Below are 24404 nucleotides of genomic sequence, written 5' to 3'. Positions count from 1 at the left end.
TTATGAACCCCAATACTGAACTGGATACCATGATGTTTTTCGACAATGCTCTGGAGAGTGAGCGCACCCAGCTGCTCACCGAGCTGGCCGATGCCGTCAGCGAGACCCGAACAGCGGCGGATCAGGCGGCGGAGCTGAACGAGGATGGTGAAGCGGCCCTGCTGCGCCTGACGGAAATCTGGTGCGCCATGAACGGAGTTCCCGCCATTGTCATCTTCGAGGGCGGGCAGTCCGAGCTGCTGGCCAATGTGGTGGCGCAGATCTACGCCCACCTGCTCCAGCATCATTTTCGTGACCCTGTGGGGCTGGCTGTCTATGTGGAGCTGCGCTACATGACGGCCTCCCTCATGCTGGGGGAATGGTTTGAATAAAAAAACGCGCCTGCGCTTTACGGAGGAAGAACGGGCTGACCCGGCGCTGGAGAAGCCCATCCGTAAGGTGGACAAGGCTGCCGCCAAAGCGGATAAGGCGCAGGCTAAAATTCCGAAAAAACAGGTCCGGCAAAAGACGGTAGACCCGGAGACCGGTAAAGTGACCACCAAGCTGGTGATGGAGGACAAGAAGAAGCCGCCCTCCAAGCTGTCCCATGCGGTGCGGGATACCCCCGCCAATGCCGCCCTGGGGAAAGTTCACAAGGAAATCCGGGAGACCGAACAGGACAATGTGGGCGTTGAGAGCGCCCACAAGTCCGAGGAGGCTGCCGAGACCGGCGCACGGCTGATGCGGGAAAGCTACCGCAGCCACAAACTGAAGCCCTACCGCAAGGCAGCCCAGGCCGAGCAGAAGCTGAAAAAGGCCAATGTAAACGCCCTGTATCAGAAGTCCCTGCGGGAAAATCCCCAGCTTGCCAGCAACCCCATTTCCCGCTGGCAGCAGAAACAGGCCATCAAAAAGGAATACGCTGCCGCCAAGCGCGCCGGTCAAGCTGCCGGGAATACCGCAAGCACAGCCCAAAAGACCGGCAAGGCCGCCAAGACGGTCAAGGAAAAGGCACAGGAGGCCGGGGCATTCGTCATGCGCCACAAAAAGGGCTTTCTGATTGCTGGCGCGATCTTCCTGCTGGTCTGTATGCTGCTCAACACCATGTCCTCCTGCTCCATGATGGCGCAGAGCATCGGTTCTGTGGTGTCCGGCACCACCTATCCGTCGGATGACCCGGAGCTGGTGGCGGTGGAGGCGGACTACGCTGCCAAGGAAGCGGCGCTGCAAGCCGAGATCGACAACATCGAAAGCAGCCATCCGGGGTATGACGAGTACCGCTACGACCTCGACATGATCGGGCATGACCCCCATGAGCTGGCGGCCTACCTGTCCGCTGTCTTGCAGGGCTACACCCGACAGAGCGCCCAGGCAGAGCTGGAGCGTGTATTTGATGCCCAGTATCAGCTGACGCTCACCGAGGAAGTTGAAGTACGCTATCGGACGGAAACCCGGACTGACAGCGAGGGCAATAGCTACACCGTTCAGGTTCCTTACAACTACTACATTCTGAATGTGAAGCTCACCAGCAAGCCCATTTCGTCCGTTGCCTCGGAGCTGTTGACCCCGGAACAGCTGGAGATGTACCAGGTGTACCGGCAGACGCTGGGCAACAAGCCGCTGATTTTCGGCGGTGGTTCCTCCGACACCAGCGATTCCGAGAGTTTAGCTGGTGTTGAGTTCGTCAACGGCACCCGCCCCGGCAATCAGGCCGTGGTGGATATAGCGAAAAGTCAGGTGGGCAATGTGGGCGGTCAGCCCTACTGGAGCTGGTACGGCTTCAATTCCCGTGTGGAATGGTGCGCCTGCTTCGTGTCCTGGTGCTACGGCCAGATGGGGCTGTCTGAGCCGCGTTTTGCCGCCTGCCAGTCTCAGGGCATCCCGTGGTTCCAATCCCACGGACAATGGGGCGGGCGTGATTACGCCAATATTGCCCCCGGCGACGCCATCTTCTTCGATTGGGACCTGGATGGCAGCGCCGACCATGTGGGCCTTGTGGTCGGCACGGACGGCAGCCGAGTTTATACGGTCGAGGGTAACAGCGGCGACGCCTGCAAGATCAAGAGTTATTCCCTGACCTACGAGTGTATCAAGGGCTACGGCCTGATGAACTGGTAACAGAGTTTTTTCAAGAAGAGGAGTGATTGATTATGGCTAAGAACAAAATCCAGCGCATTGACCAGGAGATTGCCAAGGTCCGCGAGAAGATCGCGGAGTACCAGGACAAGCTGAAAACCTTGGAGGCGCAGAAAACCGAGGCGGAGAACCTGGAGATCGTCCAGATGGTGCGCGCCCTGCGGCTGACCCCGGAGCAGCTGAACGCCATGCTCTCCGGTGGTACGGTCCCTGGCATGGCCGCTGCCTCCGCCAACTACAACGAACAGGAGGACACCGACCATGAAGAATAAGAGAATTTTCAAGACCTTTTCGGCCCTCTGCGCCGCCTTGGTGCTGATGATGGGCCCTTCCGTGACCGCCTTTGCCCAGGGGACGGACCAGCCCCCGGCGGAGGACGCCACAAACGACGCCAATGTGGTGGTGGAGGAAACCGAGGACAGTCCGGCGCTGACCCCGAATGGCAACGCCGCCCTGGTGGATGATTTCGGCGGCAACAAACAGCTTATCACCGTCACCACCAAGGCGGGCAACTATTTCTATATCCTCATTGACCGGGCCAACGAGGACAAGGAAACCGCTGTCCACTTCTTGAACCAGGTGGACGAGGCGGACCTGATGGCGTTGATGGAGGACGGTCAGACCACCCAGGAGCAGCCCGCCACCTGTACCTGTACGGAGAAATGTGTGGCCGGTGCGGTGAATACGGCCTGCCCGGTGTGTGCCACCAATATGAGCGCCTGCACGGGTAAGGAGCCGGAGCCGGAGACCCCGGAGGAAACCCCGGAGCCGGAGGAACCGGCGCAGAAACCTGCTGGGCTGAATCCGGCCATTCTTTTAGCGGTGCTGGCTCTGATGGGTGGCGGCGGTGCTTTTGCCTACTTTAAGCTGGTGAAAAACAAACCCAAGACCAAGGGCAACGACAATTTGGACGATTATGACTACGGCGAGGATGATACCGACCAGGAGGACGAGGACTCCTGGGAGACCGAGGAATCTGACGAGCTGGACGCTGACGGGGGCGGCGACGAGGAAAGCGAGGACAAGGCGGATTGACCCGCTTCACCGACAGCCCCTATGAACGCATGATGACACGCAGGCCGGAGGGCGGGAAGGAAACTTCCCGTCCTCCTACTTTATCTCCCGGCCACCCCTGTTATGGCTGCGGAAATTACCGTGACGGTCAGCCCTGCGTGGGATTCTGCCACCGGCAGCTGACCGCATGGCTGCGGGAAAGGAGGATGAAAAACCATGAAGCTGGTGATCGCTGAGAAACCGTCCGTTGCCCAAAGTCTGGCCGCCGTGATCGGGGCCACCACCCGCAAGGACGGCTACCTGGAGGGCGGCGGCTGGCGGGTCAGCTGGTGTGTGGGCCACCTGGCTGGGCTGGCCGACGCCGACGCTTATAACCCGGACTACGCCAAGTGGCGCTATGACGATCTGCCCATTCTGCCGGAACACTGGCGCTTTACCATCACCAAGAATAAACGGGAGCAGTTCGATGTCCTGCGTACCCTTCTGCGTCAGGAGGATGTAACCGAGGTGGTCAACGCCTGCGATGCCGGACGCGAGGGGGAGTTGATTTTCCGCACAGTCTACTGCATGGCAGGCTGTACCAAACCTATGAAGCGGCTCTGGATTTCCTCGATGGAGGATTCCGCCATCCGGGAGGGCTTTGCAAACCTGCGCCCCGGTGCGGACTATGACGGCCTGCGGGATGCGGCCCTCTGCCGCGCCAAAGCGGACTGGCTGGTGGGTATCAATGCCACCCGGCTGTTTTCCGTGCTGTACCACCGGACCCTCAACATCGGACGTGTCATGTCCCCGACGCTGGCCCTCATTGTCCAGCGGGAAGCCGAGATTGACACCTTCAAACCGGTGCCGTTTTACACGGTGACGCTGGAGCTGCCCGGTTTTTCCGCTTCCGGGGAACGCATGGCGGACAAGGCCGACGCCCAGAAGCTGAAAACGGCCTGCCAAGGTGCGGCTGCCACAGTGAAAAAAGTGGAGCGCAAGGAGAAATCCGAGAAGCCGCCCGCCCTCTATGACCTGACCACCCTCCAACGGGACGCCAACCGGCTGCTGGGGTTCACCGCCCAGCAAACCCTGGACTACCTGCAAAATTTGTATGAAAAGAAGCTCTGTACCTACCCTCGGACGGACAGCCGCTATCTGACTTCGGACATGGCGGCGAGTCTGCCGGAGCTGGTCCAGCTCACTGCCGGGGCGATGCCCTTTTCCAATGGCATGGAGATTGCCTGCAATGCCGCCCAGATTGTCAACGACAAGAAAGTGACCGACCATCATGCAGTGATCCCTACCCGCAACCTCCAGGGCGCGGACCTGTCCGGCCTGCCGGTGGGCGAAAAGGCGGTGCTGGAGCTGGTGGCTCTGCGGCTGCTGTGCGCCGTGGCCCAGCCCTATACCTTTGCGGAAACCGCCGTTGTTGTCGAGTGCGCCGGAGCGGAGTTTACTGCCAAGGGCCGCACAGTGAAAAATCACGGCTGGCGGGCGCTGGACGCTGCCTATCGCGCAGGGCTGAAGAATGTGGAGCAGGATAAAGAAACCGAGGACAAGGCTCTGCCTGAGCTATCTGAAGGTCAGACGCTGCCCCTTTCTGGTGCTGCCGTCAAGGAGGGCAAGACCACCCCGCCCAAGCACTTCACCGAAGATACGCTACTCTCCGCAATGGAGACTGCCGGGAAGGACGATATGCCGGAGGATGCCGAGCGCAAGGGCCTGGGGACCCCGGCCACCCGCGCCGGGATTCTGGAAAAGCTGGTTTCCACCGGCTTTTTGGAGCGCAAAAAGAGCAAGAAAACCGTGCAGCTCATGCCATCCCATGACGCGGTATCCCTTATCACCGTGCTGCCGGAGCAGCTGCAATCGCCCCTGCTGACCGCTGAATGGGAGTACCGACTGGGTGAGATCGAGCGCGGCGAGCTGGCCCCGGAGGATTTCATGGATGGAATTTCCACCATGCTCAAGGAGCTGGTGGGAACCTATCGGATGATTAAAGGCACCGAGTATCTGTTCACGCCGCCCCGCGAGGTGGTGGGCAAATGCCCCCGCTGCGGTGGCGATGTGGCGGAGCTGCAAAAGGGGTTCTTCTGCCAGAACGAGGGCTGTAAATTTGCCATTTGGAAAAACAACAAGTGGTGGGAGCTGAAGCGCAAGCAGCCAACCAAAGCCATCGTGACGGCGCTACTCAAAAATGGCCGCGCCCATGTAAGCGGCCTGCACTCCGAGAAAACCGGCAAGACCTACGATGCCACCGTGGTGCTGGAGGACGATGGGCAGTACGCCAACTTCAAGCTGGAGTTTGACCGGCAGAAAGGTGGTAAACGATGAAGCTCTCCCTCTATGAACAGGAAACCATCATCCTCTACAACCAGGCTGAAGCCACCGCCGAGGTCTATACCCATGACCCCCGGCTACTGGAAAAGCTGCGGCGGCTGGCGGAGAAATACCCGGATCAGATTGTGAAAAAGGACCGCCAAACCTTTCTCGTTCCCAAACGCTGCGTGTCCATCCGAGAACCGTACAGCGCCGAGCGCCGCAAGGCAGCCAGTGAACGGGCCAAGGCTGCCGGGTACAGGCCGCCTAAACGCTAATAAAGCAGTAATTTTAAAAAACGAACTACACTGAAGCCACACTCTTCCCTTCTACAAATTCTCTTCATTCTATGCTATACTGAATATAGTTTAAAATGAACGTTATGTTTTGGGGTGGGAGGTGTCACAATGGATTGGAATAAAGCAGGTGTCCCCCATAAGGGATGGTCTTGCGTTGGTGTAGAAGATATTGCAGATTCTTCTTGTGATGGTGAAGATATTGAATATGAGCGATGTGAAATGTGTGGACAGGAAAAGATTCGTTTTGTCCACATTATGAGGCATCCAGAATATCCATATGAATTACGGGTAGGGTGTATTTGCGCCGAAAAGATGTCCGATGACTATGTGAATCCTCGCAGGGCCGAGGATTCACTGAGAAATCGAGCATTAAGACGGAAAAATTTTGATAAGACAACGTGGAATTACAATCCACGCAAAAATACATACAGCAAAAAGTATAAAGGCGAATACATCACTATAATGCAAAGTCGATATGGAAATTGGGGAATATTTTTTGCAGAAAATCGAATCTGGGATTATAACGGAAGAAAAATACGTTCTATGGAAGATGCTAACCGAGTAGCATTTGAGATTTTTGAACAATATCATACCACACAAGAAGAACGAGACCGACGTTTTTGGAGGGAGCAGGCGGAGCGTGTACGTGATCTTTGGCCTGATCAAGACGAATAAATAACTATATTTTTGAACTTTAACAAGGGTTGTTTTGAATTATCACTTAGATTTGCAGGAGACCTATTTTAGGGCTCCTGCTTTTCTTTTGCCCGAAACAATGTTGAGAAAGGAGCGGAATTACCATGCAGGAAACTAAGCCCACCAACCGGGAACGGTTGCAGGAGATCACGGAGGGCATCGAACAGAGTATCAAGGAGCTGTTTGAGAGCGAGAAGTATATGCGCTACCTGTCCGTCATGTCCAAGTTCCACCGCTACTCCGTCAACAACACCATGCTCATCTATATGCAGCGCCCGGACGCCACTTTGGTGGCCGGATTCAACAAGTGGAAAAACCAGTTTGAGCGCCATGTGAAAAAGGGCGAGCATGGTATCACCATCATCGCCCCTACGCCGTTCAAGAAAAAAATCGAGGAAATGAAGCGTGACCCGGATACCCAGTCTCCTATTCTGGACGCAGACGGCAAGGCGGTCATGGAGGAAAAGGAAATCGAAATTCCCATGTTCCGCCCGGTCAAGGTGTTCGATGTGAGCCAGACGGACGGCAAGCCCCTGCCGGAGCTGGCCGTCAGCCTGTCCGGTACGGTGCCGCACTACGAGGCATTCCTGGAGGCGCTGCGCCGCTCTGCCCCGGTCCCCATCGAGTTTGAGCCGATGGCCGCCAATATGGACGGTTATTTTTCCTCCGAGCAGCAGCGGATCGCCATTCGGGAAGGCATGAGCGAGGTACAGACTGTTTCTGCCGCAGTCCATGAGGTTGCACACAGCAAGCTCCACGACCCGAAAAAATATGAAATCGAGCAGTCCTGGAAAGTTGTCATGGATAGCGGTGGAGGTACAGTAAGAGATTTTCAATCTGGATTTGCAACTGAGGCCGAGGCAGAACAGTTTGCTACCGAAATGGGCTGGCGCTTTGTGGACGAGAATCGGTTTGAGTGGCGGCTGGAGGTGGAGGAAGATCTGACGGCGGTGAAACAGGCCGCCAAGAACCGCAACACCGAGGAAGTGGAGGCCGAGAGTATTTCCTATGCGGTCTGCCAGTATTTCGGCATTCAAACCGGCGAGAACAGCTTTGGCTACATTGCTTCCTGGTCCAAAGATAAAGAGCTGAAGGAGCTGCGGGCCAGCCTGGAGACCATCAACAAGACTTCCTGTGAGTTGATCTCCGGCATCGAGCGCCACTACAAGGAAATTTGCAAGGAGCGCGGCATTGACCTGACCGTAGCCCCGGAGCCGGAGCAGGCACCCCAGCAAGCTACGGAGGCAAAGCCCCTTGTAGAAGAAGTTTCTCAGCCCAGCGCCGAGTACCGGGAGGCGCTGCTGGTGCTGGACGATACCACCTATCTTCATGTCCAGCCTTGTGATACCGGCTGGGACTACACCCTCTATGATGCGGCAACCGTGAAGCAGTTGGACGGCGGCCAGCTGGATGGGCCGGACTTGGGCCGCTCCGCAGTGGTCAGCCATATCTGCGAGGACCTGGGGATGGGCGGCAAGTCCATCAAATATGCTCCGCTGTCTATGATCGAGACCTTGCAGGAACAGGCCAGCCAGCAGACCGCAAAAGCCGTAGTCACCCAGCTGCCGGATGCCCAGGAGCAGGCGTTGGACGAATACCCCATGCCGGACCCGGCGCTGACCCAGGATGATCTGGAAAAGTGCGGATACCTGGACAGCGATCTTCTGCCGCTCTCCAAAGAACGAGCCTATGAGCTGATGGAGCGTGACCTGACCGTTTACATTATCCAAGAGGGCGAGAATCCGGCGATGGCCTTTGATACCGCCGACCTGGACGCCCATGACGGCATCTTCGCCGTGTCCCGCGAGGAATGGGAGGAAAGCCCGGAGTTTGATAAGCTGGTCAAGGACCGCATGGCCCACCAGGAGGAACGGGAGCAGGCGTTTCTCACCCACAAGGGGGACTGCTTCGCCATTTATCAGGTGAAACACACCGACGAGCTGCGGGACATCCGCTACGAGGGCCTGGAATGGCTCCAATCCATCGGGCAGACGGTGCAGCGGGACAACTATGAGCTGGTCTACACCGCTCCGTTGCTACCCTCTGATCTGAAAGGCGACACCGCTGAACAGCTCTTTTACCGCTTCAACAATGAACATCCTGTCGATTATGGCCATCCGTCCATGAGCGTAAGCGACATCGTTGCCATCAAGCGGGATGGCAAGGTATCCTGTCATTACTGCGACAGCTTCGGCTTTGAGCAGGTTCCCGGATTTCTGCCGGACAATCCGCTGAAAAATGCGGAAATGGCCGTGGAGGATGACTACGGTATGATCGACGGCATCATCAACAACGGCCCCAAGGAACCGACGGTGGCCCAACTGGAACAGCAGGCCCGCACCGGCCAGCCGATCTCTCTCATGGATTTGGCTGCCGCCGCCCACCGGGAGGACCGGGACAAGAAAAAGTCCGTCATGGAGCAGCTGAAAAGCCAGCCCAAGGCGGAACACAAAAAAACAGCGCCCAAAAAGAGCGCGGAAAGGGAGATTTGATATGGGAAACTTCACTTTTGAGGAAACGAACCTGCTTTGTATCTACAACACTGGCAGCCGTACCGGGCTGATCGAGGCTCTGACCGAGATGCGCGGTGAACTTTCGCCGGAGGAAATCGAACTTCGGGAACTGACGGACAGCGCCCTGGAAAAGCTCCAGGCCATGAGTGACGCCGAGTTTGCCGAGCTGGAGCTGTACCCGGATTTCGACGAGTAAGAACCACACCAAGACCCAGCGGGGCGGCCTGATGTGCCGCCCCATTTCTATTTAACATGAAGGGAGGACAGAAAACCATGCCATCCAAAGCTGAATTTTACCGGCAGATGGCCGAGCAGGTATCGACCCGGCTTGTGGGCAGCTGGAAGGAATGGACGGCCTTTCTCACTACTGCCGCCCGCCTCTACAAATATCCGTTCCATGAGCAGATGATGATTTACGCCCAACGCCCGGACGCCATCGCCTGCGCCGAGTACGACCTGTGGAACGACAAAATGGGCCGGTATGTGCGCCGTGGCTCCAAGGGTATCGCCCTGGTGGACGATTCCGGCGACAGGCCCCGCCTGCGCTATGTGTTCGATATTTCCGACACTGGCACCCGTGAACATTCCCGTACCCCCTGGCTGTGGCAGCTGGAGGAACAACACATCGGGCCTGTGTCGGCCATGCTGGAGCGCAGCTACGGCGTTGCCGGTGATGATCTCGCCCAGCAGCTCACTGATGTGGCTGGAAAGCTGGCGAGTGAGTATTGGGACGAACATCAGCAGGACTTCCGCTACATCGTTGACGGTTCGTTCCTGGAGGAGTACGATGATCTCAACATCGAAGTCCAATTCAAGTCTGCCGCCACCGTCAGCATCGCCTACGCCCTGATGTCCCGATGTGGGCTGGATACGGAGCAATATTTCCAGCATGAGGACTTCATGCCGATTTTCGATTTTAATACCCCGGCCACGGTTGGGGCATTGGGAGCGGCGGTCAGTCAGATGAACCAGCAGGTGCTGCGGCAGATCGGCGTCACCATCCAGAATTATGAGCGCGAACAACTCGCGGAAAGGAGCAACCACCATGAAGAACAACCTGACTTACACGCAGAACGGGGATTACCTGATTCCCGACCTGAGCCTGAGCGAACAGCCGGAGAAGCCCCTGGGCAAGTACGGGCGGCTGCGGAAAGCGTATCTGAAGGAACACCGGCCCCTGATTTACAACCAGCTGCTGCTGACCGAGAAGCTGTACCCGCACCTCATCGAGATCGACGAGACGGCGAACAGCCGTCTGGAGCAGATGATGCCCCAGCTGGCGGAGTCGGCGGGCGCGACGGAGGAGCTGAAAGCCCGCGATCCGATGCGCTGGGTGGGCCTGATGAACACCTGCAAGGCTCAGGCCGAGGAGATTCTGATGGCGGAGCTTATCAACAGCTGACCTTAAACCTGTTTCTTTCCGAAGCGGAACAAATCCAAAGAATAGATGAAGCAGAGAATGTGCAAACATCCTCTGCTTTTTCTTTTGCCCAAGAACAGCCGCAGCCGGAAACTACCGGCCATGAGGCAGAGGCGGCAAAACCTACCCTCCGCGAGCTGCATGAGCAATACAAGCCCATCGTGCTGGAGGCTGTTACCCAGGACATCAGATACCGGAACGCCTGTGGTCACAGTGACTATGAGAACGCTGTGATTGAGGGCAACGCCGCTATTCGCCGTGCCGTCCTGGGGTCTGACAACATGGGGCTGCTTCGCCTCTATTCGGATACGCCGGAGTTCCGGCATCGCCTTCATCGGGAAGTCATCGACGAGACCTATCCCAAGCTCCATGAGCTGCTGCGCCCACTTTCGGACAATGACATTGACCGGGCTATCCAGAACTGGAATGGCAAGATCGAGAGCAAACACGCCGTTGTCCGCTACATGAAAGACCATGCGCGGGAAAAAGACACCGCCGCATGGCTGGCTCATCAGTTTGACGGCGGTGACGGTAAAACCCCGTTTGCGGTCCGCCCGGAAAGCCCCGAAGGAACGGCGCTGCCCTGGCCCAAGGTACAGCGCCGGATTGCCCAGCTCATTAAGGAGGACCGTTTCTACACCCAGGTCGAACAGGACAATCTGGACGATGTGGACCCCATCGCCATCCGAGAGACCCTTGCCCAGCGCGGCATTGTGGACGGTCATGTGGTGGACCCGGAAAAGCTGGACAACGATCCCTTTGTTCAGCAGGTCATGCGGGATGTGGAGGCCATATCCAGAGCGACCGCCCAAGCAGACCAGCCGGAACAGCCTTCCTCCGGCAATTCGAGTGTTCCCGTGTCAACCGAAGAATACGCTGCGGCCCGTGGCACGGTCCGGGAGCGGACTTCCTATGATCCAACAGTCCCTCCCTACCATGTGGGGGATATTGTCTATCTGGATGACCGCGCTCACCAAATCACAGAGCTGCGGGATGACACGGTGCAGCTGCTGCCCACCGGCATGAGCTATCCCATCTACCGGGCCGAGCGTCAGGAACAGTTTGAGCAGCTTCTTCGGGCAGATAACCGCAACGACTTCTATACCGAGTTTCTTCCGGCAAACCCGGATGCGGTAGACCAGGACCTGCGGGATGTGCTGGCCCACGGCTTGATCGGTGAGGCGGACAAGGCGGAGCTTTCCCAGCTGCTGCACAATGGCAAGAGCAACCGGGAGGTTGCCCTGTGGCTGAGCCGAGCCTATCCCAACATTGTGGAGACGATGGAGCTGGAGACCGGCGACACCGCCGACTACCGCACAATGCCTGAAGGTATCGAGCTGGAAGTGCTGGACGCAGACGAAAAGCGGCTGGCCATGCTGTTTTTCCGCTGGGAGGAGGTTGCGCCTTTGCTGCGCGGGCTGTATGCCCGTCAGCTGGACGGTTTTGGGCAGGAACGCCCCGAACCGTCTGCCGAAACTCCGGCTTATCACGCCGAGACGGTGGCCGTCTATCCGGGCGATAAGAACCATCTGCCCTATGATGTGATCGTTCAAACCATGCGGACCAATGAGCCGGAGCCGCCAGCGCCTGCCGCCGAGCCGGAGAAAATCCCGGATGAAGTGCTGGACGAACACCCCATTTCTATCCAAGTTAATGGTGAGTGGCAGACCTTCCCCAATGCCAGGGCTGCCGAGGAAGCCGCCTACGGGGAATACAAGGAGAACCTGCGCCGCACCGCCGAGAATTTCCACATCATCGACGATCATCTGGGCGAAGGCGGCCCCAAGGCCAAGTTCCAGGCCAATATCGAGGCAATCAAGCTACTGAAATACCTGGAGGAAACCACCGGGCAGGCAACGCCGGAGCAGCAGCAAGTCCTCTCTCGGTATGTGGGCTGGGGCGGCCTTGCCGATGTCTTTGACCCCGACAAGGAAAGCTGGAGCAAGGAATATGCTCAGCTGAAGGAGCTGCTGACCCCGGAGGAATACGCTGCCGCCAGAGGGTCCACCCTCAATGCCCACTACACCAGCCCCACGGTGATTCGCGCCATCTATGAAGCCGTGGGCCGCATGGGGTTTGAGACCGGAAATATCCTGGAGCCGTCCTGCGGCGTGGGGAATTTTTTCGGTATGCTGCCGGAGAACATGGCCGGAAGCAAGCTGTACGGCGTGGAGCTGGATTCCATCAGCGGGCGGATTGCCCAGCAACTCTACCCCAAGGCCGACATCACCGTGGCAGGGTTTGAGACCACCGACAGGCGAGATTTCTACGATCTGGCGGTGGGCAATGTTCCGTTTGGCCAATATCAAGTTCGGGACAAAGCCTACGACAAGCTGAATTTCAGCATTCACAACTACTTTTTCGCCAAGGCTCTGGACCAGGTGCGTCCCGGCGGCGTGGTGGCCTTTGTCACCAGCCGCTACACGATGGACGCCAAGGATTCCACCGTGCGCCGGTATCTTGCTCAGCGCGCCGAGCTACTGGGGGCCATCCGTCTGCCCAACAATGCATTCAAGGCCAATGCGGGGACCGAGGTCGTATCGGACATCATTTTCCTGCAAAAGCGGGACCGTCCGCTGGACATTGTGCCGGAATGGACGCAGACCGGCCAGACCGAGGATGGCTTTGCCATCAACCGCTATTTCCTGGACCACCCGGAAATGGTGCTGGGCCGACAGGAACCGGAAAGCACCGCTCACGGCATGGACTATACCGTGAACCCCATCGAAGGTCTGGAACTGGCCGATCAGCTGCACGATGCCGTGAAGTACATTCGCGGTACCTACCAGGAGGCCGAGCTGCCGGAGCTGGGCGAGGGCGAAGCCATCGACACATCCATCCCCGCCGACCCTAATGTGAAGAACTACTCCTACACCGTGGTGGATGGAGTTGTGTATTTCCGGGAGAACAGCCGTATGGTGCGCCCCGATCTCAATGCCACCGCCGAAGCCCGTGTCAAAGGCATGGTGGGGCTGCGGGATTGCGTCCAGGAACTGATCGACCTGCAAATGGACGCCGCCACACCGGACAGCGACATCCGGGGCAAACAGGCGGAGCTGAACCGGCTCTATGATGATTTTTCCACCAAGTACGGCCTTATCAATGACCGGGCAAACCGACTGGCCTTTGCTGATGATTCCAGCTATTATCTGCTCTGCGCGCTGGAAATCGTGGATGAGGATGGCAGACTGGAACGCAAGGCGGATATGTTCACCAAGCGGACCATCAAACCCCATGAGGCGGTGACTTCGGTGGACACCGCCAGCGAAGCTCTGGCTGTATCCATCGCAGAAAAAGCCCGTGTGGACATGGAGTACATGGAACAGCTCACCGGCAAGACCAGCGACGAGCTGGCCGCCGAGCTACAAGGCGTGATCTTCCGTGTGCCGGGACAGGTGGAGAAAGACGGCACTCCCCATTATGTGACCGCCGACGAATATCTGTCCGGCAATGTACGGCGCAAGTTGCGTCAGGCACAGCGGGCCGCACAGCAGGACCCAGCTTTTGCCATCAATGTGGAGGCCCTGACCGCTGCCCAGCCTAAAGACCTGGACGCTTCGGAGATCGAGGTGCGCCTGGGCGCTACCTGGATTGATAAAGAGTATATCCAGCAGTTCATGTATGAGACCTTTAACACTCCGTACTACCTCCAGCGCGCCATTCAGGTCAATTACGCCTCTTACACCGCCGAATGGCAGGTCACGGGCAAAAGCTCTGTATCCGAAAAAGATGTGGCGGCCTACACCACCTACGGAACGAGCCGCGCCAATGCCTACAAGATTTTGGAGGATTCCTTAAACCTGCGGGATGTCCGTATCTATGACACTGTGGAGGACGCGGACGGCAAAGAGCGCCGGGTGCTGAATGCCAAAGAGACCACCCTGGCAGCCCAAAAGCAGCAGGCCATCCGGGATGCTTTCAAAGACTGGATTTGGAAAGACCCGGAGCGCCGTCAGACGCTGGTGCGCCAGTACAATGAGGAAATGAACTCCACCCGGCCCCGTGAATATGACGGGTCCCATATTACCTTCGGCGGCATGAATCCGGCTATCACTCTCCGAGACCACCAGCTGGGGGCTATCGCCCATATCCTCTATGGCGGTAACACGCTGCTGGCACACGAGGTAGGTGCGGGCAAGACCTTTGAAATGGTCGCCGCCGCGATGGAGGCAAAGCGGCTGGGATTGTGCCAAAAGTCCCTCTTTGTGGTGCCGAACCACCTGACCGAACAATGGGCGTCGGAGTTTCTGCGGCTCTATCCCTCTGCAAAAATTCTGGTCACGACCAAGAAAGACTTTGAGACCCACAACCGGAAGAAGTTCTGCGCCAGGATCGCCACCGGCGACTACGACGCCGTTATCATCGGCCACTCGCAGTTTGAGCGTATTCCTATCAGCCGGGAGCGTCAGGAAAGGCTCCTTCAGGAGCAGATTGACGAGATCACCGAGGGCATTGCCGAGGTGAAGTACAGCGGCGGGGAGCGTTTCACGGTCAAGCAGCTGGAACGCACCAAGAAATCCCTGGAGGCCAGACTGGAAAAGCTCCAGGCCGAGGGCCGTAAGGACGATGTGGTAACTTTCGAGCAGCTGGGCGTGGATCGGCTGTTTGTAGACGAGGCACACAACTACAAGAACCTGTTTCTTTACACCAAAATGCGGAATGTGGCGGGCCTCTCCACCAGTGACGCCCAAAAGTCCAGCGATATGTTTGCCAAGTGCCGCTATATGGACGAGATCACCGGCAGCCGGGGTGTTATCTTTGCCACCGGCACCCCGGTCAGCAACTCCATGACTGAGCTTTACACCATGCAGCGGTATCTCCAGTATGACCGCTTGCAGGAACTGAGCATGACCCATTTCGATTGCTGGGCGTCGCGCTTTGGCGAAACGACAACGGCGTTGGAGCTGGCACCGGAAGGCACCGGCTACCGGGCGCGCACCCGCTTCTCCAAGTTTTTCAATCTCCCGGAGCTGATGAACCTGTTCCGCGAAGTTGCTGACATTAAGACTGCCGATCAGCTGAATCTGCCCACCCCGGAGGTGGAATACCACAACATTGTGGCCCAGCCCACCGAGCAGCAGCAGGAAATGGTGAAGGCGCTATCCGAGCGTGCCTCCCTGGTACACAGTGGCACGGTGGACCCCTCCCAGGACAATATGCTCAAGATCACCAGCGATGGCCGCAAGCTGGGCCTGGACCAGCGCATTATCAATCAGGCACTGCCGGACGAACCCGGCACCAAGGTCAACCAATGTGTCGCAAACATCATGCAGATCTGGCGGGACGGCGAGGCTGACAAGCTGACCCAGCTGGTATTCTGCGACATTTCCACGCCCCAGGCCACCCCCTCAAAAAAGGTAGCCAAGGCACTGGACAATCCCACGCTTCATGCGCTGGAGCAGGCTGTGCCACTGGACGAACCGGAGCCGGTCTTTACCATCTACGAGGACATCCGGCAGAAGCTCATCGCCCAGGGAATGCCCGCCGATCAGATCGCCTTTATCCATGAGGCCAACACCGAAGTGCGGAAAAAGGAGCTGTTTGCCAAGGTCCGCACCGGCCAGGTGCGTGTCCTGCTGGGCAGCACCGCCAAGATGGGCGCTGGCACCAATGTGCAGGACCGGCTTGTGGCGCTGCATGACCTGGACTGCCCGTGGCGGCCGGGAGACCTTGCCCAGCGTAAGGGTCGTATTGAGCGCCAGGGCAACCAAAACCCCCTGGTCCATGTCTACCGCTATGTCACCGAGGGAACTTTCGATGCCTACCTATGGCAAACCGTCGAGAATAAGCAGAAGTTCATCAGCCAGATTATGACCTCTAAATCGCCGGTGAGAAGCTGCGACGATGTGGACGAAACGGCACTGTCCTTTGCCGAGATCAAGGCCCTGTGCGCCGGAGACCCCCGTATCAAGGAGCGCATGGACCTGGATGTGGAGGTCGCCAAATTGAAGCTCATGAAAGCCGACCACCAGAGCAAGCAGTACCGTCTGGAGGATCAGCTACTGAAATACTTCCCAGAGGAAATTGAAAAGCACAAAGGCTTTATTCAAGGCTTTGAAGCAGACCTGGAGGCCCTGGCTGCCCATCCCCACCCAGAGGACGGCTTTATCGGCATGGAAATTCGGGGGGATGTTTTGACCGACAAAGAGAATGCCGGTGCCGCCCTGCTGGATGCCTGTAAGGAGGTCAAAGGCTCCGAACCGGTGCAGATCGGCAGCTATCGGGGCTTTACTATGTCCGTGGAGTTTTCCGCTTGGAAACAGGAATATACGCTCCTGTTGAAAGGCCAGATGACCCACCGGGCAAGCCTCGGTACGGACCCACGCGGCAACCTGACCCGTATCGACAATGCACTCGCGCAGATGTCCCAGCGTTTGGATGCGACCAAGGCCCAGCTGGACAATCTGTACCAGCAGCAGGCCGCTGCCAAAGAGGAAGTGGGCAAGCCTTTCCCTTATGAGGATGATCTGCGGGTAAAGTCCGCCCGTCTGGTGGAGCTGGACACGCTTCTGAACCTGGATGGCAGAGGCCGTTCCCAGCCGGAGTCCGTGATTGCCAAGAGCGCACGGCCCTCGGTGCTGGACAGCTTGAAGCGCCCGGTGCCGCCCCGAAGCCCCGAAAAGAAATCGAAACAGCATGAGGAGGTGCGATAACATGAATACCAACGAATTGAATACGGCTCTCTATGAGAAGATGGCCGCCGAACAGGAAAAATACCGGGACTGGCTGAAAAGCCAGCCCCCGGTGGAGGTTCTGAACCACGCCTACGAATACACCGTCCGGGAGGACATTGTGATGGCGATGGAGGAGCTGGAGCTGACCGACGCCCAGGCCCAGGCGCTGCTGGATTCGCCCACGCCCCTGGCCGATGTGTACCGCCACTTTGAGAAGCTGGAGACCGGCTATATGGATGTGATCCGGGAAAGTATTGAGAGCCGGGCTGATGATGCTTGCAAGGCGCAGGCGGAGCTACGAAAGGCTGCCATCTATCCGCACTCCGCCATCTATGCGAAAGAGCATGGGGAGCTGGAGCAGTACCGGGCTTCCAATAACGCCAATCTCCAATGCAAAGAGGCTATTGAAACTGCGGTGAGGGAACATTTCGACGGGATGTATCTCAGTCACGATGCCGCCAAGGGCGTGATCGAGACCTACGGCATGGACCGGGTCATGCTGGTCCTTGCCAACACCGTCCAGCTCCAGGACTGGGACGCACGCTATTCACCCCGGAACAAGGAATGGGCCAAGACCATTCCCAACTACAACTCTGATACCGTCCGGTGCGGCTATGCCCTGAACAGCCACCCCGCCGTTCTGAATGGCTTTATTGATCTTGTGCGCGAGGAACATCTGCGCCGCCAGCCCTTGACGGCAGAGGACATCCAGGCAGAGGCAGAACGGATTTTGCGGGAGCTGCGCGCACCGGATGTGCCGAACAGCCCACACGGGACCCATTACATGGCCCGCATTTCCCCGGAGTTTCTGAATCGTGCCGGGAGCAAAGACCATGACCGGCTGATGAATCTCCTGCCGTTTCGCAGCTTGACTTTTACCGGCATGAAAGGGCTGCCTGGGACCTATGCCACCATCCTGGCCAATGAGGACCGCTCCAAAGAGCTGCGTCAGATCCGGCCCTCTGTCCGGGAGTATTTGAAGCAGGAGCCGAAACAGACAACCACGAAAGCTCCGGCCCATAAGAAACAGGAGCCGGAGCGGTGAGCGGCCCGAAACGCAAGCGTGATGTCCAGGTAAATTTCCGGGTCTCCCCGGAGGAGCTGGCGCTGATCGAGCAGAAAATGTCCCAACTTGGGACCAATAATCGGGAAGCCTATCTACGAAAGATGGCCCTGGACGGTTATGTGGTGCAGCTAGATTTACCGGAGCTGAAGGAGTTGGTGTCCCTGCTGCGCCGGAGCAGCAACAATCTGAACCAGCTTACCCGCCGAGTACATGAGACCGGGCGTATCTACGATGCTGATCTGGAGGATATAGCCCAGCGGCAGGAGCAGCTATGGGCAGGTGTGAAGGAAATCCTGACCCAGCTCTCCAATCTTTCGTGACAGGGGCATATACCCCATCTGCGGAGGGAGGAACGGCGTTCTTTTCGCCGCGCCTCCCTCCGCTTTTTCTTTTTGCCCGCATCCTTGCGAAGATAAGAAGAATGTGGGTACAATAATATCAGAAACAAACCTGTTGAGGATCTGACAAATCATGCTGACAGATAGAATTGTGTTTAAAATCTTTGAAGATTATTTGAAGGCAGATACAGCTTTAGAAGTTGTGCAAACTAAGCATGGCTATGCAGTCATGTTGTGGGATGCTGCCGCACAGGACTGGTCGGATGTTGTATGTTGCCCAACGCCGAAATCAATGTTTAATAAGCTACTCGAATCTGCTACTGCGTATAACGAGTATCTCATCTTGCGAAAGAGACATCTTGAGGTTTTGGATGCAGAAGGAGAAAAAACGATTGCGTATATCCGGCAGCACTATTTGGAATTGAAGGGGGCGATGGCATGAAAGTATTACTCAAAATCGTGATTGCGCCGGTGGTGCTGCTGCTCACCCTGGCCATCTGGATTTGCGTAGGGTTGATCTATGTGTCGGGTTTGGTGCTGGGGCTGGCCAGTATGGTAGTCACCTTTCTCGGAACTGCGGTATTGGTTACTTACTCCCCCAAAAATGGACTTATCCTATTAGCGATTGCATTTCTTCTCGGCCCGCTTGGATTGCCAAAACTGGCCTTTTGGCTGCTGGGAAAAGTGCAGAATTTTCGATATTTTCTGCAAGATACAGTTTATGGATAGAATGAACGCTCTATTTGATAAAGGATTGAATGATCCCATCAGATAGAGCGTTTTATTCAATCGCTAATGTTGTCTTTACTCCCCACCTTATTTCGACAACTTACATTGAAGATGGAACATAAAAAGGGTATACTGTAAAAAAGGTTAAAGGATTCAAGAATGTCAAAATAATCTATGCCGAGATATTTCCCAAATAGCAGTCTAGACTGAAGTCAGTTAGCAGTAATGGAAAATTAAAGTATTCCGGTATTTTACAATGTGGTTTTGGATTGCTTGCAAAACCATACCTATACTCACGTTGTTGGAGAATCACTATGGATAAAAGAATAGAATTTGAACGCTTATTATATGGAACAACAGTTGATAGCCTATCCTCTCAGGAAACTGCAAAAGTCAAAATAAAAACATTACAGGAATGGATAATTACTAATATTCCCGATCGTCTCTATCGTTTTCGAGCAAATACAGAATATGCAGTTAGTGCGTTGAGAAACGATGAAATATGGGGAAGCAATCTGTGGGAATTTAATGATCCCTATGAGTGTATTCCGTTTTATAATCTGGATACGATACAGAGCGAGTTGGAAAGAGAGCTATCTTTTGAACACATTTTAAATCTAATACAGCTGTTTAAAAGTGGAAATATCCCTGCAGCCATGACAAATGCTTTTGGTGCAGAAATGGTTGAACGGATAATTGCCAATATCCCGGACAGATTAGATGAAAGCGCCTTGCGAACAAACTGCGAAATAATGAAACAACAGATTATCGCTTTTATTGTTCAAAATTTCAATGACCTATGCGACCAGTTCTTTACTGGAATTCTGCAAGCAGAATCACAGAGACATATTGCGTGTTTTAGCGAGCATAACGATTCATCGCTGATGTGGGGCCACTATGCAAATGGGCATCACGGATTTTGTTTGGAGTATGATTTCAAATCTATTCTCAAACCATGTCAACAAGGGTGCACGGATATTAAAGGGTGTAACAATTTTATGATTACTCCGTCTATTGCACCAGTTATATATAGCAAGTCAAGGTTTGATGCAACATCGCATTTATTGACTGTAATTCAAGCCAATATAATAGCAAGGGCAGAAGCCCCCATGGAACTGTACTATGGAGATACATTGTTGATTTCTAAATGTTTGCTGACCAAATCACTTGATTGGGAATATGAAAAAGAATGGCGGCTTTTTTCGCCGCCAAGCATTGATTCTGTGACAAATCACAAAGTGATTTTTTCTTTAAAACCTACAGCAGTATACATTGGGCGTAGGTCATCAGCAGAACAAGCTCAAATATTAAACGAAATTTGCAAAGAGAAAGATATTCCTTGCTATCAAATGATTCAGAACTATCATGGAGATGATTTTAAATTGTTTCCAGTTTCATATGCGGAATACATGAAGGGTACTTCTCCGCGCAAATGACTAACAAGCATCCAGAAAGATAATCAGTATTGATTCAGTAAATCGCCTATTATAGTGTACATTTCCTGCATTTGTTCATACTGCTACATAGCAAATTTGTTCTTACAACACAACACTGTTTCGAAAAACTTATAGAGCGGTCTGCTTCGGCAGGCCGCTATTTTTTCAAAAGGAGGGTTCATAACAATGGCAACCACACGCATCATGCCGCTGCACATCGGCAAGGGCCGAACCGAGAGCCGAGCCATCAGCGAGATCATCGACTATGTGGCCAACCCGCAAAAGACCGACCACGGCAGGCTCATCACCGGCTATGAGTGCGACAGCCGTGTGGCCGATGCCGAGTTCATGCTAGCTAAGCGCCAGTATATCGCCGCCACCGGACGGGTTCGGGGCGCAGATGATGTGATCGCCTACCATGTCCGCCAGTCTTTCTGCCCTGGGGAGATCACGCCGGAGGAAGCGAACCGGCTGGGCGTGGAGTTTGCCAAGCGGTTCACCAAGGGCAAACACGCCTTTATCGTTTGTACCCACATTGACAAGGCCCATGTCCATAATCATATCATTTGGAGTTCGGTCAACCTGGACTGTGACCGGAAGTTCCGCAACTTTTGGGGCAGCACAAAAGCCGTCCGTCGATTGAGCGACACCATCTGCATTGAAAACGGACTTTCCATTGTCGAGAACCCAAAGCCCCACGGCAAAAGTTACGACCAATGGCTGGGCGATCAGGCGAAGCCCTCCCATCGGGAATTGCTCCGTGCTGCCATTGACAACGCCCTGGCACAAAAGCCTGCTGACCTGGACGAGCTGCTGAAGCTGCTCCGGGAATCCGGCTGCGAAGTATCCAAGCGCGGGAAATCCTACCGTTTGAAGTTCCCCGGCTGGAGAAAAGTGTCCCGCTTGGACAGCCTGGGCAAAGGCTACACTCTGGAGGATCTGCTGGCTGTCCTCGCCGGTCAAAAAGAACATACACCTCGTCAGAAACCAGTCAAGCAAGCAGATCCGCCAAAGGTCAATCTGTTGGTTGACATCCAGGCAAAGCTTCAGGCCGGAAAAGGTGCTGGGTATGTGCGGTGGGCCAAGGTCTTTAATCTGAAACAGATGGCGCAGACCGTGAATTATCTCACCGAGCATAATCTGTTGGAGTATGCAGTGCTGGAGGAGAAAGCTGCTGCGGCCACGGCCCACCACAATGAGCTGTCTGCAAAAATCAAGGCAGCGGAGAAACGCATGGCGGAGATCGCCGTCCTGCGGACCCATATCATCAACTATGCCAAGACTCGTGACACCTATGTGGCCTACCGAAAAGCTGGCTACTCAAAGAAATTCCGCGAGGAACATGAGGAAGAAATTCTGCTCCATCAGGCGGCAAAAAATGTCTTTGATGATATGGGGGTCAAGAAGTTGCCCAAAGTCAAGGAACTGCAAGCTGAATATGCTCGGCTGCTGGAGGAAAAGAAAAAGACCTATACCGAGTACCGGCGCTCCCGTGAGGAAATGCGGGAGCTGCTGGCGGCAAAGGCCAATGTGGATCGGCTCTTACATACGGAGACGGAACACGATACCGAAAAGGAAAAAGGCCACGAGCAGCGGTGATCTGATCGTAGTCAAAAGCGTCCATCGGACGCGTAGCCGCAGAATGAAATTCTGCGTTCATGGGGGCTTGGGGGATACCCTCAACAAGCAGCGCTGGAAGCCGAATGGCTATCCAGGGGCATTGCTTGCTACTTGACATCCCAAAAATGATGGCAAAGACAGCGCTCCTATCAGTTAGATTATAAGAATACAACGGAGATTGATATGAAATACTGCTCCTTTTTGGTGATTCGCAAGTGATTCTTGACTTAATTGTGTTTGTAGTGTATAGTGTGTATGTGAGAACATCACATTAAAGCACAGGAGGAAAATACTTTGTGAAGATATTGATTTCTAATACTTCGGAAAATCCTCTATACCAGCAAATCAAAGACCAGATTAAAGATGCTATCTTAAAAGAGGAATTAGTCGAGGGTGATCCACTTCCATCTATTCGAGCCTTCGCAAACGATTTGTCTGTTAGCGTCTTAACCATACGGCGGGTTTATGAGGAACTGGAAAAAGAAGGTTTTGTCACAAGTCAAGTAGGAAAGGGTACTTTTGTATCAACCAGCAATATTGAACTATTGCGAGATTCTAAGCGCCGCCTTGTGGAACAGAAAATGCAAGATATGATACAGACGGCGAAAACAATGGGAATTACCAAAGATGAATTAAATGCTATGATGGATATTCTGTACGAGGAGGATTGAAATGGACAATATTTTGAAAGTAACTGGCCTAAATAAATCGTATGACGATTTCAGTTTGAAGGATGTTTCCTTTACCCTGCCGGAAGGATGTATCACGGGATTTATTGGCGTTAACGGCGCAGGCAAAACAACCACTCTACGATCTATATTAGGGCTTACCAGTCGCATTTCTGGCCATATTAATTTTTTTGGTATGGACATTGAAAAAGATGCTCGTCAAATTAAAGATCGTATTGGCGTTGTCTTGGATGATGGCTGCTTTTATGACGAACTATCATTAGCTGAAATGAAAGATGTAATTGCCTCGGCATACTCGGCGTGGAGTGAACAGGATTTCAAGGAATATATGGAGCGGTTTGAACTCAGTCCAAAGCAGAAAATCAATACACTTTCTAAAGGCATGAAAATGAAATACGCTCTTGCACTGGCACTTTCACATAATGCCGAATTGCTGATTATGGACGAGCCAACCAGTGGCCTTGATCCGCTTATCCGCGGACAACTTTTAACCATACTGACAGACTACATGAGTAAAGGCGGAAAAGGTGTTTTTTTCTCAACGCATATTACATCCGATCTGGATAAGATTGCCGATATGCTTATTCTGATTGACAATGGACGTATTGTGTTTCAAGAGGAAAAAGATACCTTGTTGGATAGTTACCGTATTGTTAAAGGCGATATGCGTAAGATGGACGAAAATATCCGCAAGCTATTTTTGCGAATTTCCGAAACAGCCTATGGGTTTACCGGAATTACCCAAAGGGTGTCTGAGGTTCAGCAGCATATTCCAGACATTATTATTGAGCGTCCGACAATCGAGGATATTATGCTCGGCAATATTGAAGGAGGAAAAGAATAATGTTATTTCACTTGATAAAAAAAGATTTTTTGATTGTTAAGAAGTATGTTCTGATTGTATTGGTGGCTGCTATTCTTATTCCACCGGTCATGCGCTGGCGGACACCAGAGTTTGCTGGAACTTTTGGCTTCATCCTTTCCGTAATTTTTTCGGTTTTTATGCTGCTTCAATATGTATCTCTAAAAGAATATCAATTTCCTAAAGCTACGACATTACTATGTGCCACGCCGTTTTCAAGGAGCATGATGGTATTATCAAAATACATTTTCTGTATTGCAATATATGTTGCGTGCTGCATCATTTTTGGAATTGAAACACTTCTTATTCCGGGGCTGGGTACATCTGGCATAGCATTGTTTATCCTTATGTTCTTTGTAACATCTGTTTTTATTGGGATTTACTTGCCAATTCAATATAAGCTGGGGTACGAGAAAACAAAATTTGCATTTGCCGTTATTATTGTTGCTTCACCGTTCATTCTCCCTATGCTTATGCGAATGGATACCGCCAACTTGGATTTTCTTGCTTCAATCCCCGCTTATTTTGTTTATAGCGGCGTTTTGGTGGGTGGCTTTATAATTTTGGTGGTGTCGTCTATGTTGTCTATAAAAATCTACAACGAAACTGATTTAGCATAAAGAAAGGTGGGA

At 54.3% G+C, this 24404-nt stretch carries 20 protein-coding genes and 1 pseudogene; 20 read left to right on the top strand and 1 reads right to left on the bottom strand.

Features of this window, described 5'->3' with window-relative positions; translation table 11 throughout:
- Positions 1-2 precede the first annotated feature (2 nt).
- The 9 genes from ODJ80_RS13150 to ODJ80_RS13105 all read left to right on the top strand — a co-directional run bounded on the left by ODJ80_RS13150 (position 3) and on the right by ODJ80_RS13105 (position 9134).
- Entirely contained in the window at positions 3-371 is a 369-nt protein-coding gene (locus ODJ80_RS13150) for a DUF3851 domain-containing protein (protein ID WP_263042439.1), read from the top strand.
- Positions 364-2097, top strand: coding sequence for a CD1108 family mobile element protein (locus ODJ80_RS13145; RefSeq protein ID WP_263042438.1), 1734 nt, complete (start codon positions 364-366; stop codon positions 2095-2097). Before ODJ80_RS13150 ends, ODJ80_RS13145 begins: the two co-directional genes overlap by 8 nt.
- A gap of 32 nt (positions 2098-2129) precedes the next feature.
- Positions 2130-2387 (top strand): DUF4315 family protein, encoded by a 258-nt coding sequence (locus tag ODJ80_RS13140; protein WP_002588926.1) that lies wholly within the window; start codon positions 2130-2132, stop codon positions 2385-2387.
- Positions 2377-3150: a DUF4366 domain-containing protein gene (locus ODJ80_RS13135; RefSeq protein ID WP_263042437.1), complete on the top strand. Its 774-nt coding sequence runs from the start codon at positions 2377-2379 to the stop codon at positions 3148-3150. Before ODJ80_RS13140 ends, ODJ80_RS13135 begins: the two co-directional genes overlap by 11 nt.
- 195 nt (positions 3151-3345) lie before the next feature.
- Positions 3346-5445 carry a type IA DNA topoisomerase gene (locus ODJ80_RS13125; protein WP_263042436.1) on the top strand — a complete coding sequence of 700 codons (2100 nt, stop codon included), beginning with the start codon at positions 3346-3348 and terminating at the stop codon, positions 5443-5445.
- The gene (locus ODJ80_RS13120) at positions 5442-5708 is read left to right on the top strand and encodes an immunoglobulin (protein WP_263042435.1); all 267 of its coding nucleotides are present in this window, start codon (positions 5442-5444) and stop codon (positions 5706-5708) included. The genes ODJ80_RS13125 and ODJ80_RS13120 overlap by 4 nt, the downstream gene beginning before the upstream one ends.
- A 129-nt stretch (positions 5709-5837) precedes the next feature.
- Positions 5838-6404: a hypothetical protein gene (locus tag ODJ80_RS13115; RefSeq protein ID WP_263042434.1), complete on the top strand. Its 567-nt coding sequence runs from the start codon at positions 5838-5840 to the stop codon at positions 6402-6404.
- Between the two features lie 125 nt (positions 6405-6529).
- The gene (locus ODJ80_RS13110; RefSeq protein WP_263042433.1) at positions 6530-8917 is read left to right on the top strand and encodes an LPD16 domain-containing protein; all 2388 of its coding nucleotides are present in this window, start codon (positions 6530-6532) and stop codon (positions 8915-8917) included.
- Between the two features lies 1 nt (position 8918).
- Positions 8919-9134, top strand: coding sequence for a transposon-transfer assisting family protein (locus tag ODJ80_RS13105; RefSeq protein WP_263042432.1), 216 nt, complete (start codon positions 8919-8921; stop codon positions 9132-9134).
- Positions 9135-9181: 47 nt separating this feature from the next.
- Here ODJ80_RS13105 and ODJ80_RS13100 read toward each other — a convergent pair whose 3' ends face one another.
- Positions 9182-9985 (bottom strand): hypothetical protein, encoded by an 804-nt coding sequence (locus ODJ80_RS13100; RefSeq protein ID WP_263042431.1) that lies wholly within the window; start codon positions 9983-9985, stop codon positions 9182-9184.
- Between ODJ80_RS13100 and ODJ80_RS13095 the strand changes: the two genes are divergently transcribed.
- The 11 genes and pseudogenes from ODJ80_RS13095 to ODJ80_RS13045 all read left to right on the top strand — a co-directional run bounded on the left by ODJ80_RS13095 (position 9984) and on the right by ODJ80_RS13045 (position 24392).
- Positions 9984-10340, top strand: coding sequence for a TnpV protein (locus ODJ80_RS13095; protein ID WP_006571762.1), 357 nt, complete (start codon positions 9984-9986; stop codon positions 10338-10340). The two genes, ODJ80_RS13100 and ODJ80_RS13095, sit on opposite strands and share 2 nt — an antisense overlap.
- Complete coding sequence (locus ODJ80_RS13090) at positions 10268-17011, top strand: SNF2-related protein (RefSeq protein ID WP_442863924.1); 6744 nt, start codon at positions 10268-10270, stop codon at positions 17009-17011. Before ODJ80_RS13095 ends, ODJ80_RS13090 begins: the two co-directional genes overlap by 73 nt.
- 1 nt (position 17012) lies before the next feature.
- A pseudogene (locus tag ODJ80_RS13085) lies at positions 17013-17714 on the top strand (DUF3849 domain-containing protein); the annotation flags it as partial.
- Positions 17715-18073: 359 nt separating this feature from the next.
- Positions 18074-18418, top strand: coding sequence for a MobC family plasmid mobilization relaxosome protein (locus ODJ80_RS13080; RefSeq protein ID WP_263042429.1), 345 nt, complete (start codon positions 18074-18076; stop codon positions 18416-18418).
- Positions 18419-18569: 151 nt separating this feature from the next.
- Positions 18570-18878 carry a hypothetical protein gene (locus tag ODJ80_RS13075; RefSeq protein WP_263042428.1) on the top strand — a complete coding sequence of 103 codons (309 nt, stop codon included), beginning with the start codon at positions 18570-18572 and terminating at the stop codon, positions 18876-18878.
- Positions 18875-19165, top strand: a complete 291-nt coding sequence (locus ODJ80_RS13070; RefSeq protein WP_263042427.1) for a CD1845 family protein — start codon at positions 18875-18877, stop codon at positions 19163-19165. Before ODJ80_RS13075 ends, ODJ80_RS13070 begins: the two co-directional genes overlap by 4 nt.
- A 314-nt stretch (positions 19166-19479) precedes the next feature.
- On the top strand, positions 19480-20601 hold the full coding sequence (locus ODJ80_RS13065) for a DUF2971 domain-containing protein (RefSeq protein ID WP_263042426.1): 1122 nt from the start codon (positions 19480-19482) through the stop codon (positions 20599-20601).
- Positions 20602-20787: 186 nt separating this feature from the next.
- On the top strand, positions 20788-22200 hold the full coding sequence (locus ODJ80_RS13060; RefSeq protein ID WP_263042425.1) for a relaxase/mobilization nuclease domain-containing protein: 1413 nt from the start codon (positions 20788-20790) through the stop codon (positions 22198-22200).
- A gap of 317 nt (positions 22201-22517) precedes the next feature.
- Positions 22518-22892, top strand: a complete 375-nt coding sequence (locus ODJ80_RS13055; protein ID WP_087231096.1) for a GntR family transcriptional regulator — start codon at positions 22518-22520, stop codon at positions 22890-22892.
- A gap of 1 nt (position 22893) precedes the next feature.
- Positions 22894-23754, top strand: a complete 861-nt coding sequence (locus ODJ80_RS13050; protein WP_263042424.1) for an ABC transporter ATP-binding protein — start codon at positions 22894-22896, stop codon at positions 23752-23754.
- Complete coding sequence (locus tag ODJ80_RS13045) at positions 23754-24392, top strand: ABC-2 transporter permease (RefSeq protein ID WP_263042423.1); 639 nt, start codon at positions 23754-23756, stop codon at positions 24390-24392. The genes ODJ80_RS13050 and ODJ80_RS13045 overlap by 1 nt, the downstream gene beginning before the upstream one ends.
- Positions 24393-24404 lie beyond the last annotated feature (12 nt).

It is taken from the genome of Acutalibacter sp. LFL-21 (genome assembly GCF_025630755.1).
GTDB lineage: Bacteria > Bacillota > Clostridia > Oscillospirales > Acutalibacteraceae > Acutalibacter > Acutalibacter stercoravium.
The sequence above is the reverse complement of the archived record's forward strand: the minus strand, read 5'-3'. Positions and strand labels throughout refer to the sequence as shown.

Excerpts from the sequence above, each read along its gene's own strand:
- ODJ80_RS13150 (WP_263042439.1), top strand. The coding sequence starts at position 3 with ATGAACCCCAATACTGAACTGGATACCATGATGTTTTTCGACAATGCT.
- ODJ80_RS13140 (WP_002588926.1), top strand. The coding sequence starts at position 2,130 with ATGGCTAAGAACAAAATCCAGCGCATTGACCAGGAGATTGCCAAGGTC.
- ODJ80_RS13135 (WP_263042437.1), top strand. The coding sequence starts at position 2,377 with ATGAAGAATAAGAGAATTTTCAAGACCTTTTCGGCCCTCTGCGCCGCC.
- ODJ80_RS13125 (WP_263042436.1), top strand. The coding sequence starts at position 3,346 with ATGAAGCTGGTGATCGCTGAGAAACCGTCCGTTGCCCAAAGTCTGGCC.
- ODJ80_RS13120 (WP_263042435.1), top strand. The coding sequence starts at position 5,442 with ATGAAGCTCTCCCTCTATGAACAGGAAACCATCATCCTCTACAACCAG.
- ODJ80_RS13115 (WP_263042434.1), top strand. The coding sequence starts at position 5,838 with ATGGATTGGAATAAAGCAGGTGTCCCCCATAAGGGATGGTCTTGCGTT.
- ODJ80_RS13110 (WP_263042433.1), top strand. The coding sequence starts at position 6,530 with ATGCAGGAAACTAAGCCCACCAACCGGGAACGGTTGCAGGAGATCACG.
- ODJ80_RS13105 (WP_263042432.1), top strand. The coding sequence starts at position 8,919 with ATGGGAAACTTCACTTTTGAGGAAACGAACCTGCTTTGTATCTACAAC.
- ODJ80_RS13095 (WP_006571762.1), top strand. The coding sequence starts at position 9,984 with ATGAAGAACAACCTGACTTACACGCAGAACGGGGATTACCTGATTCCC.
- ODJ80_RS13100 (WP_263042431.1), bottom strand. The coding sequence starts at position 9,985 with ATGGTGGTTGCTCCTTTCCGCGAGTTGTTCGCGCTCATAATTCTGGAT.
- ODJ80_RS13075 (WP_263042428.1), top strand. The coding sequence starts at position 18,570 with ATGCTGACAGATAGAATTGTGTTTAAAATCTTTGAAGATTATTTGAAG.
- ODJ80_RS13070 (WP_263042427.1), top strand. The coding sequence starts at position 18,875 with ATGAAAGTATTACTCAAAATCGTGATTGCGCCGGTGGTGCTGCTGCTC.
- ODJ80_RS13065 (WP_263042426.1), top strand. The coding sequence starts at position 19,480 with ATGGATAAAAGAATAGAATTTGAACGCTTATTATATGGAACAACAGTT.
- ODJ80_RS13060 (WP_263042425.1), top strand. The coding sequence starts at position 20,788 with ATGGCAACCACACGCATCATGCCGCTGCACATCGGCAAGGGCCGAACC.
- ODJ80_RS13050 (WP_263042424.1), top strand. The coding sequence starts at position 22,894 with ATGGACAATATTTTGAAAGTAACTGGCCTAAATAAATCGTATGACGAT.
- ODJ80_RS13045 (WP_263042423.1), top strand. The coding sequence starts at position 23,754 with ATGTTATTTCACTTGATAAAAAAAGATTTTTTGATTGTTAAGAAGTAT.